This is a genomic window from Mesorhizobium sp. B2-3-6, assembly GCF_006442305.1.
Classification (GTDB): domain Bacteria; phylum Pseudomonadota; class Alphaproteobacteria; order Rhizobiales; family Rhizobiaceae; genus Mesorhizobium.
Genome location: NZ_VFVW01000002.1, coordinates 496,481 through 508,560 on the forward strand (window position 1 = coordinate 496,481; position 12,080 = coordinate 508,560).

The following is a 12,080-nucleotide window of genomic DNA, read 5'->3' on the forward strand; positions in this document are numbered from 1 at the left end:
CGGTCGATTCCGAACGCCATCCGTCGGTCATCCCGCTCAGGAATCGGGATAAAGCTTACCGAACAGGGGCAGATACATCGCGCCCTTGCGCATCAGGAAATCGTTGAACGTAGCCATGGCCGGCGAGATTGCGTGATCGGTTCGTATCACCGAGAACCATTGTCGGCGGATCGGCATGCCGACAACGTCGAGGATGACGAGCCGGCCAGCTTCCGTTTCCGCGGCGATGGTGTGGGCAGAAATGAAGGCGATGCCCAGACCAGCCATCACCGCCTGCTTGATCGTTTCGTTCGAGCCCATCTCGACACCGAGTTCGTCGATGCGGCCAGGCACGTCGCTCAGGAATATTTCCAGCGAGATGCGGGTTCCGGAGCCGGGCTCGCGAATAAGGAAATGCTCCTCGGCAATGCGCTCTTTGGAGATATCGCGCGCCGCCGCCAGCGGGTGTTCGGGCGGCGCGATGATGACCAGCGGGTGATCGCCGAAGACCGAAGCACGCACCGGTACCTCTTTCGCCGGGCGCCCCATCAGCGCGATGTCGATGTCGTGATTCTTGAGGTTGTCGATTGTCTGGGCACGATTGCCGATGGCAAGCCGCATGTCGATGTCGGGATGTTCCTTCATGAACGCAGCCATCAACCGCGGCGCGAAATACTTGGCGGTGGAAACGACGCCGAGCCTCAAGCTACCCGTACGAACGCCCTTGATGGCGTCGATCTTGTCTTCGAGCAGACCGAGATGCTCCTCGATAGCTTGCGCTGCCTCAACGACGGCCAAACCTGCGGCAGTGGGACGCATGCCGTCCGACGTCCGGTCGAACAGAGCCAGTTGGAATTCTTCCTCCATTTGCCGCAACTGAATTGTCAGTGCTGAAGGAGACAGACCTAACGCCTTGGCCGCACTCACAATTTTTCCGTGCCTGATGATGGCCTGGATGGTCTTGAAATGCTTGAGCGTGAGGTTTCTCATGTCTCATACTAAATTATTTTTAGTACCAACGTAAAGTTATTGAATTTTACTTATCAAGTGTCGTTTGTTTTCATTCCCCCGATCCAGCCGATCCGAGGAGACGCGGCTGGATCGGGAGGTTACGATGCCAGCGGCAACGCTCGACGCTTTTCTGAACTCCTATCTCGGCCAGCCGGACGAACTTCGCTCCGCGGTCGTGACGACTGTCCGTCAGCTGACACAGGCCGCCAGCAAGATCCGCAATACCATCAATCAAGGTGTGCTCGGCGCCGCCTTTGCCGGGACCCGTGGCGCCAACGCCGACGGCGATGTCCAGAAGGATCTCGACGTCTTCTCCGACGACATCTTCCTCGACGCCATGCGCCACGCTCCGGTCGCGCTCTACGCTTCCGAGGAGCTGGAGCAGCCGGTCCTGCTCGACAGGCAAGCACCACTCGCCATTGCCATCGACCCGCTCGACGGCTCTTCCAACATCGACACCAACGTGTCGATCGGAACGATCTTCTCGCTCCTGCCCGCAACTGGCGCGCCGGATGCCGATCCGGCCGCCTCTTTTTTGCAGGCGGGCGTGAATCAGCTGGGCGCCGGTTTCTTCATCTATGGGCCGCAGTTGGCGCTCGTCCTGTCGCTCGGCAGCGGTACGCATATCTTCGTCCTGTCGGCCAGGCTCGGCACCTTCGTCCAGGCCTACGAGAGCCGGATCATTCCGCAACGCACCCAGGAGTTCGCCATCAACGCCGCCAACTACCGGCACTGGGACGAGGCCGTGCGGCTCTATGTCGACGACTGCCTGGAGGGCACCGAAGGACCGCGAGAGAAGGATTTCAACATGCGCTGGATCGCCTCCCTGGTCGCCGACTGCTACCGTATATTGATGCGCGGCGGCGTGTTTCTCTACCCCGGCGACCGGCGCAAGGGCTACGGTCAGGGACGGCTGCGCCTGGTCTACGAGGCCAACCCGATTGCCTATCTCATAGAACAGGCTGCCGGTGCGGCCACCGATACGATCAACCGCATCCTGGACATCGAACCCGACAGCCTGCACCAGCGCGTGCCGATGGTCTTCGGGTCGGCGCGGGAGGTCGCGCGCGTCACCCGCTACCACACCGAGCCGAGCAACATCGGCGAACGAGCGCCGCTGTTCAGCCGCCGTGGCCTCTTCAGAGCCTGAGCAGCACCATGTCAGCCAAGCACCCCATCATCACCATCACCGGCTCGTCGGGCGCCGGCACCACTTCGGTCAAGCGTATCTTCGAGCTGATCTTCCGGCGCGAGAACATCGAGGCCGCGTTCATCGAAGGCGACGCATTCCACCGCTACGACCGCGCCGCGATGAAGGCAAAGGTGGCCGAAGAGGAGAAGGCCGGCAATCCGAACTTCACCCACTTCCATGCCGCGGCCAACGAACTCGGGATTCTCGAAGAGGTGTTCGCGGAATACGGCCGCCGGGGATCCGGAAGAACCCGCACCTACATCCATGACGAGGAAGAGGAAAAGCAGTACGGCACGCCACCGGGAAGCTTTACCGAATGGCGCGAGTTCGGTCCCAGCGACCTGCTCTTCTACGAGGGGCTGCACGGCTGTGTCGTCACCGACACGATCAATTTGGCGAAGCATGCGGATCTCAAGATCGGCGTCGTGCCGGTCATCAATCTCGAATGGATCCAGAAGATCCATCGCGATCGTTCGACACGCGGCTATTCCACCGAGGCGGTGATGGACGTGATCCTGCGCCGGATGCCCGACTATGTCCGCTACATTGTCCCGCAATTCTCGCAGACCGCCATCAATTTCCAGCGCGTGCCGATCGTCGATACGTCCAACCCCTTCATCGCGCGCTGGATTCCGACGCCTGACGAATCGATGCTGGTTATCCGCTTCGCCAATCCGCGCGGCATCGATTTTCCATATCTGCTGTCGATGATCCACGACTCGTTCATGTCGCGGCCAAATTCCATCGTGGTGCCAGGCAACAAGCTCGACCTTGCCATGCAGCTGATCCTGACGCCGCTCATCCTGCAATTGATCGAACGCAAGAGCCGTGTGTCGTGAGGAGGACGCCATGACCAGCCAAACAGCACTAAAGCCTGCCGCCGCCGCCGTCGTCTCGGAGCTCGACATGGCGAACGCCATTCGCGTGCTGGCGATGGACAGCGTCCAAAAAGCGAATTCGGGACACCCCGGCATGCCGATGGGCATGGCCGATGTCGCAACGGTGCTGTTCAACCGCTTCATCAATGTCGATCCTTCCAGGCCGGGCTGGCCCGACCGTGACCGTTTCGTGCTTTCAGCCGGCCATGGCTCGATGCTGCAATACGCGCTGCACTATCTGCTCGGCTATGAAGACATGCAGATCGAGGAGTTGCGGCGGTTTCGGCAACTGGGCAGCCGCACGGCCGGACATCCCGAATATGGCCACGCGCTTGGTGTCGAGACCACCACCGGCCCGCTCGGACAAGGCATTTCCACGGCGGTCGGAATGGCGCTGGCGGAGCGCATGCTTGCTGCCCGCTACGGTGCCGATCTGGTCAACCATCATACCTATGTGATTGCAGGTGACGGCTGCCTGCAGGAAGGCATCAGCCACGAGGCGATCGACCTCGCCGGCCACCTGAAGCTTTCCCGCCTGATCGTCTTCTGGGACGACAATGCGATCTCCATTGACGGGCCAACCTCCCTGTCCACGTCGATGGACCAGCCGGCGCGCTTCAAAGCTGCCGGCTGGGACGTCCAAACGGTCTCCGGCCACGACATGGAAGCCGTCGCCGCGGCTATCGAGGCGGCGCGGCAGTCGGATCGACCGTCGCTGATTGCCTGCCGCACTGTAATCGGCAAGGGCGCCCCCAATCTCGGCGGTTCGGAGAAGACGCATGGCGCGCCGCTGGGCGAAGCAGAGATCGCCGCGACCCGCGAGAACATTGGCTGGACCTTCGCGCCGTTCGAGGTGCCTGACGACGTGCTTTTCGCCTGGCGCGAAATTGCCGGCCGCGGCGAAGCGATGCGGAGCGCCTGGGAGCAGCGGCTTGCCGCCTCGCCGCAGCGAGAGGCCTTCGAGAACGCGGTCGCCGCCAGACTGCCCGACGCGGTCTTCGAAGCGCTCGATGCCTTTCGGCGAGGGCATGTCGAGAAGGCAACCAAGGTGGCAACGCGAAAAGCTTCCGAAATGGCACTGGAGGTCATCAACGGCGCCACGGAATTGACCGTCGGCGGCTCGGCCGATCTGACGCACTCGAATCTGACGATCACCAAGGGCATGAACCGCATTGCGCCGAGCGACTATGCCGGCCGCTATATTCACTACGGCATTCGTGAACACGGCATGGCCGCCGCCATGAACGGCATCGCATTGCATGGCGGCTTCGTGCCCTATGGCGGTACGTTCCTCTGCTTCGCGGACTATGCGCGTGGCGCGATACGGCTCTCGTCGCTCATGGGTCAGCGCGTCATCTACGTGATGACGCATGATTCCATCGGCCTCGGCGAGGACGGCCCGACGCATCAGCCGGTCGAGCACCTGGCGATGCTGCGTGCGACGCCGAACCTCAATGTCTTCCGCCCAGCGGATATCATCGAAACGGCGGAGTGCTGGGAACTCGCGCTGAAGAGCAGGGATCGGCCCAGCGTGCTGGTGCTGTCGCGCCAGAACCTGCCGATGCTGCGTGAAGCGCACAGCGATGAGAACCGCTCCAGCCAGGGCGCATACATCCTGCGCGAACCAGCCCGGCACCGCGCCGTCACCCTGATCGCCACCGGCTCGGAGGTCGAGATCGCGGTTGCCGCTGCCGAAAGGCTGGAGACCGAGCATGGCGTCGCCGCCGCGGTCGTCTCGATGCCGTGCTGGGAGCTTTTCGAAGAGCAGGAAAACGCCACCCGCAAGGCCGTTCTCGGCTCCGCGCCGCGGATCGCGGTCGAAGCGGCGGTCCGGCTGGGCTGGGACCGCTGGGTCGGCGAGACGGGCGCTGTCGTCGGCATGGCCGGCTTCGGCGCCAGCGCCCCTGCCCCCGATCTCTACCGGCATTTCAACATAACATCCGAAGCGGTTGCCGCGGCGGCGCTGAATCTCATCATCTAGGAGGACCCACAATGGCCCGCATCACCCTTCGCCAGCTTCTCGACCATGCCGCCGAGCACGGCTACGGCGTGCCTGCATTCAACATCAACAACATGGAACAGGGCCTCGCAATCATGGAGGCGGCCAAAGCCTGCGACGCGCCCGTCATCATCCAGGCCTCACGTGGGGCCCGGTCCTACGCCAACGACGTCATGCTGGCCAAAATGATGGAGGCATTGACTGAAATGCATCCGACCATTCCGCTGTGCATCCATCAGGACCACGGCAACGACGAGGCCACCTGCCTTTCCGCGATCCGCCACGGCTTCACCTCGGTGATGATGGACGGATCCCTGATGGCAGATGCCAAGACGCCGGCAAGCTATGCCTACAACGTCGCCGTAACCGAACGAGTCACACGCATGGCGCATTGGGTCGGGGCTTCCGTCGAAGGCGAACTGGGCGTGCTCGGATCGCTGGAAACCGGCCAGGGCGAGGCCGAGGATGGCCACGGCGCCGAGGGCGCACTCTCCCACGACCAACTCTTGACCGACCCCGATCAGGCGGTCGACTTTGTGGCCGCAACCCAGGTGGACGCGCTGGCGATCGCCTGCGGCACCTCGCACGGCGCTTACAAATTTACCCGCAAGCCGGACGGCGACATACTGGCCATGCAGGTGATCGAGGCGATCCACGAGAAGCTGCCCAACACGCATCTGGTCATGCACGGCTCTTCCTCGGTGCCACAGGAACTGCAGGACATCATCAACAAATACGGCGGCGAGATGTCCCAGACCTTTGGCGTCCCGGTGGAGGAGATCGAGCGCGGCATCCGCTACGGCGTGCGTAAGGTCAACATCGACACCGATTGCCGCATGGCCATGGCCGGGCAGTTCCGCCGCGTCGCGACGGAGAATCCGCGCGAGTTCGATCCCCGAAAATTCCTGAAGCCCGCCATGGATGCCTTGCACGATCTTTGCCGAGACCGCTTCGAGCGTTTCGGCACGGCGTCCAACGCCTCGAAGATCAAGGTCATCGCCATGGACGAGATGGCCAAACGCTATGCCGCGGGAAAACTCGCGCCACATATCGCAACCGCGAAAGCCGCCTGAGCAACAAACAGGAGACCTGTCATGAACAAGATCGATATGCTGCCAGCGGGTACGCTCAAGGAAGGCAAGGAACGCTACAAGTCAGGGGTCATCCCTTACAAGAAGATGGGCTATTGGGAGCCGGACTACAGGCCCAAGGAGACCGATCTGATCGCCATGTTCCGGATCACGCCGCAACCCGGCGTCGACCACGAGGAGGCAGCGGCCGCCATCGCCGGTGAATCCTCGACCGCGACGTGGACCGTGGTGTGGACCGACAGGCTGACAGCCTGCGAGCTCTACCGCGCCAAGGCGTTCAGATCCGAGCCGGTTCCAAACACTGGTCCCGGCACCAAGACCGAGCAACAGTACTTCGCCTACATCGCCTACGACCTCGACCTGTTCGAGCCGGGCTCGATCGCCAATCTGACCGCGTCGATCATCGGCAACGTGTTCGGCTTCAAGGCGGTCAAGGCGCTGCGGCTGGAAGACATGCGCATCCCGGTCGCGTATCTCAAAACCTTCCAGGGACCCGCAACCGGCATCGTGGTGGAGCGTGAGCGGCTCGACAAGTTTGGCCGTCCGCTGCTCGGCGCGACGACGAAGCCGAAGCTCGGCCTGTCAGGCCGCAACTATGGCCGCGTCGTTTACGAGGCGCTGAAGGGCGGCCTCGACTTCGTCAAGGACGACGAGAACATCAACTCGCAGCCCTTCATGCACTGGCGCGACCGCTTCCTCTACTGCATGGAGGCGGTGAACAAGGCTTCAGCTGCCACCGGCGAGGTCAAGGGCCATTATCTCAACGTCACCGCCGGCACGATGGAGGAGATGTATGAGCGCGCCGAATTCGCCAAGCAGCTTGGCTCCTGTATCATCATGATCGATCTCGTCATCGGCTACACGGCGATCCAGTCGATGGCCAAGTGGGCACGCCGCAACGACATGATCCTGCACCTGCACCGCGCCGGCAACTCAACCTATTCGCGCCAGAAGAACCACGGCATGAATTTTCGCGTCATCTGCAAATGGATGCGCATGGCCGGCGTCGACCATATCCACGCCGGCACTGTGGTCGGCAAGCTGGAAGGCGACCCGCTCATGATCAAGGGGTTTTATGACACGCTGCGCGAGGAACGCACGCCGCAGAACCTCGAAACCGGGCTGTTCTTCGATCAGGACTGGGCCTCGCTCAACAAGGTGATGCCCGTCGCCTCGGGCGGTATCCATGCCGGCCAGATGCACCAGTTGATCCATTATCTCGGCGAGGACGTCATCTTGCAGTTCGGTGGCGGCACGATCGGCCATCCCGACGGCATCCAGGCAGGCGCGACGGCCAATCGCGTTGCATTGGAAGCGATGATCCTGGCCCGCAACGAGGGACGCGATTATTTGCGCGAAGGAACCAAAATCCTCGAACAGGCGGCCAAATGGTGCACCCCGCTGAAGGCTGCCCTGGAGACCTGGAAGGATGTCACCTTCAACTATGAATCGACCGACACGGCCGACTTCGTGCCAACCGCAACGCCCAGCTTCTAGAAGAAAGGAACCGTCGCCATGATGACCAATCCGGGAAACAAGGTCACGCAGGGACAGTTCTCGTTCCTGCCCGACCTGACCGATGAGCAGATTTCGGCGCAGATCAAATATGCGCTGAAGAACCACTGGGCCGTCAGCGTCGAGTACACGGACGATCCGCATCCGCGAAACACCTATTGGGAAATGTACGGCAACCCGATGTTCGATTTGAGAGACCCGGCGGGCATCCTGCTCGAAGTCAACGCTTGCCGGAAAGCCTGTCCGAACATGTATGTCCGGGTAACCGCCTTCGATTCGACCAAGGGATGGGAAGCGCCGCGCATGTCGTTCATCGTCAACCGGCCACCCAGCGAACCCGGGTTCCGGCTGCTGCGCCAGGAGCGTGACGGCCGCAGCCAGGGCTATTCGATCGTGCCTTATGCCACCGACAGGCCCGAGGGCGAGCGGAGCTAGCTGAGCCATGCTGGACACGATAGCCAAAGGCGCAGCCGCGCAGGACGAATTGGTTGATCTGCAGGCCGAGTTCGAAGCGTCCAACATCGACGAGGTGATGGATAAGCTTGACCGCGAACTCGTTGGACTGAAGCCGATCAAGAACCGCATCCGCGAGATCGCGGCCCTTCTCCTGGTCGACCGGCTTCGCCGCAAGTTCGGACTGACCTCGGGCGCACCGACACTGCATATGAACTTTACGGGAAACCCCGGCACGGGCAAGACCACCGTGGCGCTGAGGATGGCCGAAATCCTGCATCGACTCGGCTATGTCCGCGAAGGCCACCTGGTCGCGGTGACGCGCGACGATCTCGTCGGCCAGTATGTGGGCCACACCGCACCCAAGACGCGCGACGTGATCAAGCGTGCCATGGGCGGCGTGCTTTTCATCGACGAGGCCTATTACCTCTACAAGCCCGAGAACGAACGCGACTACGGCCAGGAATCGATCGAGATCCTGCTGCAATGCATGGAAAATAATCGTGACGACCTGGTCGTGATCCTTGCCGGCTACAAGAACAAGATGGATCGTTTCTTCGACAGCAATCCCGGCATGCGTTCGCGCATCGCTCACCACCTCGATTTTCCCGACTACGGCGTCAGTGAGCTGAAATCGATCGCCGAGATCATGCTAGCGGAGCAGAATTATCGCCTCAGCGAGGCGGCCGCCCAGGCCCTCGAAGAGTATCTTCCGATCCGAATGAGGCTGCCGCATTTCTCCAACGCGCGCTCGGTGCGCAATGGGCTGGACCGGGCGCGGCTTCGCCAGGCCAATCGGCTTTTCGCATCGCGAAGCCGTGCCCTGACCAAGGCAGACCTTATTACCATCGAGGAATCCGATATCCGCGGCAGCCGCGTATTCGCGGAAGGGAAGCTCGAAGGCGAACCGGAGACGAAGACGCGCTGAGGGCGAAGCCGGCTGGCGGGCGGCGACCCGACACGGAAGACAGAATTGGAGACGACGACCATGGTCACCAGGACAATCATCGCGCCCTCCGTGCTTTCCGCGGATTTCTCGCGGCTCGGCGACGAGGTCGAAGCTGTCGTTCAGGCGGGCGCCGACTGGATCCATCTCGACGTGATGGACGGGCATTTCGTGCCCAACATCACCTTCGGTCCGCCGGTCATCAAGGCGATCCGTGGCCGAACGGACAAGATCTTCGACTGCCATCTGATGATCGCGCCGGCCGACCCCTATCTGGCCGCCTTCGCCGATGCCGGTTGCGACATCATCACGGTGCATGCCGAGACTGGACCGCATCTCGACCGCTCATTGCAGGCGATCAGGAATCTTGGCAAGAAGGCCGGGGTGTCGCTCAATCCGTCGACGCCGGAGAGCGTCATCGAGTATGTGCTCGACCGGCTCGATCTGGTGCTGCTGATGACGGTCAATCCAGGCTTCGGCGGCCAGGCCTTCATTTCAGCGGTCATCGAGAAAGTCAGACGGATCAAGGCTTTGGTTGGCCATCGCCCGATTGACATCGAGATCGACGGCGGAGTCACGGCCGAAACCGCCCCGCTGGTCACCGCGGCTGGCGCCAACGTACTGGTCGCCGGTTCGGCTGTATTCAAGGGAGGCACCGAGGCAGCCTATCGTGCCAATATCGGCGCCATCAGACAGGCGGCCGATGGCGCGATCCGGAAAGCCGCGTAAACCGTTGTCGGGGAGACGAACATGGCTGCGGTCCCACCTGTATGTGATTTCGGCTGGCCCGCCATCGATGCCGTTTTGCCCGGCGTCGACGGCACGTCGCATTCCATCTTCGGTCACGCCGGCCCGAATGGCCTGATCGTGGCCTTCATCTGCAATCACTGCCCTTATGTGAAGGCCGTGATCTCTCGCATCGTGCGCGACGCCAATGACCTCAAGGCCGAAGATATCGGCTTCGTCGCGATCAACTCCAACGATGCCGACGCCTATCCGGACGATTCCTTCGACCAAATGAAGCGCTTCGCCATGACGAACGGCTTCAGCTTCCCTTACCTGCACGACGAGGCGCAGACCGTAGCGCGCGACTACGCAGCGGTGTGCACTCCCGATTTCTTCGGGTTCAACAGCGAACTGAGACTGCAATATCGCGGCCGGCTGGACGCGTCGCGACGCGAATCCGGACCGCTCGGGCTGCGACGCGATCTGTTCGAGGCGATGAAGCAGGTTGCTCGAACCGGCGATGGTCCGTTCGACCAGATCGCCTCGATCGGCTGCTCGATCAAGTGGAAGGATGCTGCATGAATGTCGGCGCAGGTAGGTCGCTTCGACCGCCGAAGGCGATCCTGTTCGACCTCGACGGCACACTGGTCGATTCGGCGCCTGATATAGCGGCCGCCGTCAACGAGTTGCTGGCCAGCCGCGATCTGCCGCCGTTGCGCCTGGACCAGGTCAAGGCCATGATCGGTGGCGGCGTCAGGAAATTGGTCGAGCGGGCCTTCGCGGCGTCGGGAGCGCCGCTCGTCGGCAACGCGCTCGATGAGGCCAACCGCGTCATGGCGCCGATCTACAGCCGACATCTGACCGGCCTGACAAGACTGATGCCTGGCGTCAGGGAGGTTCTCACACACTTCTACGCGAAGGGAATGGCCATGGGCGTGGCGACCAACAAACCGCAGTTGGCGACTCGCGAGATCCTGCTGCATTTCGGACTGACGGAATATTTCCGTGCGATCATTGGCGGAGACGCGGTGACATGCCTGAAACCCGCGCCCGATGCTCTGCTGCTGGCGCTCGCCCAGCTTGGAGTCGACCCCTGTGACGCGCTGCTGGTCGGAGACAGTGGCGCCGACGCAGGCGCCGCGCGCGCCGCCGGCATGCCCGTCATTCTGCTGCGCGGCGGATACACCCATTTTCCGGTTGAAGAGCTTGGCGCCGACCAGGTTTGCGACAGCCTTTTCGACCTGCCTGCGGCGATACAGGGGCTGCAAGCCGGTGCTTGATCGGGGCGAACGCCGGCCGGACGCAAGTTCGAACGGCCGGCGGCGCCGCTATTTAGAGAATTGCTTCAAATAGGCGATGACGTTGGCGATGTCTTGGTCCTGCTTGAGGCCGACGAACGCCATCTTCGTTCCTTTGACCATGGCCTTGGGATCGCGAAGGTAAGTCGTCAGCGTGGGTTCGTCCCATTTGACGCCGGACTTGCCTGCCGCGACCATCGCTTGGGAGTAACTGAACCCCGGGTGTGTGCCAGCCGTCCGGCCGATGACGCCGTTCAACGACGGGCCGACCTTGTTCTTGTCCTGGTCGGCGACATGGCAGACCTTGCATTTGGCGAAGACCTTCTCACCCGCCGCGGCATCCTGTGCCTGGGATTGGCTTGTGATGAAGGACACAGCAAACACGACTGCGAAAAATGCGATTGCGCGCATGGCATTTCCTCATGGATCGTCTGGGTGCCCTGGACGATTTTGCGCATGCCGATCTTTCATCCATTGGCATGCACCTTACGCGGTGGAGTGGAGTATCCGCTTCCCCTTTGTGAAGCGGCGCCGCGTGAATAGGAAAGCTAGTTGGCGTGCGGTGAAAGTCAATCGTATAAAGGTATAGAGGCTTGAGTACCCAGGGTACCGGTATTCGTCTTTGTTGACGGCTATCGGGCGAATGCGTAGCTTCAAGACATCCGGCTTCTCCACTGGCACCTCGGGAATCCGGCAACTGGCGATTTTGTCCAGGCTCCTCATTGGGCCGGACCAGTCGAGACAGGCGTCCCGGAGCGCAAGAGGTGCTAAATGGATATGGTCGATCTCATATTAACGGTGTGCCTCAGCACCAATCCGGGCAATTGCCGAGACGAACACCTCTATTTCGAGAGCCGCGGCTCTCTGCTCCAATGCATGTTCCTTGCACCCAGCGAGATCGCGAAATGGTCTGAGGAACACCCGGCCCTCAAGGTCATGCGCTGGAAATGCGCCTTTCCGAGCAAGGAACGAGCGATCTGATTGACGTCCTG

General features: G+C 61.8%; 13 protein-coding genes. 11 read left to right on the forward strand and 2 right to left on the reverse strand.

The annotated features are described in order from the left end of the window. Window positions 1-36: 36 nt before the first annotated feature. Entirely contained in the window at window positions 37-969 is a 933-nt protein-coding gene (locus FJ953_RS08055) for a LysR family transcriptional regulator (RefSeq protein WP_140498205.1), read from the reverse strand. A gap of 124 nt (window positions 970-1,093) precedes the next feature. Here FJ953_RS08055 and FJ953_RS08060 point away from each other — a divergent pair, with 124 nt between their 5' ends. Genes FJ953_RS08060 through gph form a run of 10 tightly spaced genes read left to right on the forward strand, consistent with a single transcriptional unit; the run spans window position 1,094 to window position 11,070 of the window. Further along, window positions 1,094-2,140 carry a class 1 fructose-bisphosphatase gene (locus tag FJ953_RS08060; protein WP_140515144.1) on the forward strand — a complete coding sequence of 349 codons (1,047 nt, stop codon included), beginning with the start codon at window positions 1,094-1,096 and terminating at the stop codon, window positions 2,138-2,140. Between the two features lie 8 nt (window positions 2,141-2,148). Then, a complete protein-coding gene (locus tag FJ953_RS08065; protein ID WP_140498210.1) occupies window positions 2,149-3,021 on the forward strand; it encodes a phosphoribulokinase in 873 nt (290 codons plus the stop codon). Window positions 3,022-3,031: 10 nt separating this feature from the next. Beyond that, complete coding sequence (gene tkt, locus FJ953_RS08070) at window positions 3,032-5,041, forward strand: transketolase (protein WP_140623850.1); 2,010 nt, start codon at window positions 3,032-3,034, stop codon at window positions 5,039-5,041. Window positions 5,042-5,052: 11 nt separating this feature from the next. Next, window positions 5,053-6,132 carry a class II fructose-bisphosphate aldolase gene (gene fba / locus FJ953_RS08075; RefSeq protein ID WP_140623852.1) on the forward strand — a complete coding sequence of 360 codons (1,080 nt, stop codon included), beginning with the start codon at window positions 5,053-5,055 and terminating at the stop codon, window positions 6,130-6,132. A 21-nt stretch (window positions 6,133-6,153) separates the two neighbouring features. Then, a complete protein-coding gene (locus FJ953_RS08080; protein ID WP_140498217.1) occupies window positions 6,154-7,647 on the forward strand; it encodes a ribulose-bisphosphate carboxylase large subunit in 1,494 nt (497 codons plus the stop codon). A gap of 18 nt (window positions 7,648-7,665) precedes the next feature. Further along, entirely contained in the window at window positions 7,666-8,100 is a 435-nt protein-coding gene (locus FJ953_RS08085; protein ID WP_140498220.1) for a ribulose bisphosphate carboxylase small subunit, read from the forward strand. Between the two features lie 7 nt (window positions 8,101-8,107). Then, complete coding sequence (cbbX, locus tag FJ953_RS08090; protein WP_140515140.1) at window positions 8,108-9,046, forward strand: CbbX protein; 939 nt, start codon at window positions 8,108-8,110, stop codon at window positions 9,044-9,046. A gap of 60 nt (window positions 9,047-9,106) precedes the next feature. Next, on the forward strand, window positions 9,107-9,793 hold the full coding sequence (gene rpe, locus FJ953_RS08095) for a ribulose-phosphate 3-epimerase (RefSeq protein WP_140524711.1): 687 nt from the start codon (window positions 9,107-9,109) through the stop codon (window positions 9,791-9,793). Between the two features lie 21 nt (window positions 9,794-9,814). Further along, the gene (locus FJ953_RS08100; protein ID WP_140623854.1) at window positions 9,815-10,372 is read left to right on the forward strand and encodes a thioredoxin family protein; all 558 of its coding nucleotides are present in this window, start codon (window positions 9,815-9,817) and stop codon (window positions 10,370-10,372) included. After that, the gene (gene gph / locus FJ953_RS08105) at window positions 10,369-11,070 is read left to right on the forward strand and encodes a phosphoglycolate phosphatase (RefSeq protein WP_140623857.1); all 702 of its coding nucleotides are present in this window, start codon (window positions 10,369-10,371) and stop codon (window positions 11,068-11,070) included. Before FJ953_RS08100 ends, gph begins: the two co-directional genes overlap by 4 nt. A 48-nt stretch (window positions 11,071-11,118) precedes the next feature. Here the strand turns inward: gph and FJ953_RS08110 are convergent, their stop codons facing one another. Beyond that, entirely contained in the window at window positions 11,119-11,499 is a 381-nt protein-coding gene (locus FJ953_RS08110; protein WP_140498230.1) for a cytochrome c family protein, read from the reverse strand. 360 nt (window positions 11,500-11,859) lie between these two features. On the opposite strand from FJ953_RS08110, the gene FJ953_RS08115 reads away from it, so the two are divergent. Further along, window positions 11,860-12,069 carry a hypothetical protein gene (locus FJ953_RS08115; protein ID WP_140623859.1) on the forward strand — a complete coding sequence of 70 codons (210 nt, stop codon included), beginning with the start codon at window positions 11,860-11,862 and terminating at the stop codon, window positions 12,067-12,069. The last annotated feature ends 11 nt before the right edge of the window (window positions 12,070-12,080 follow it).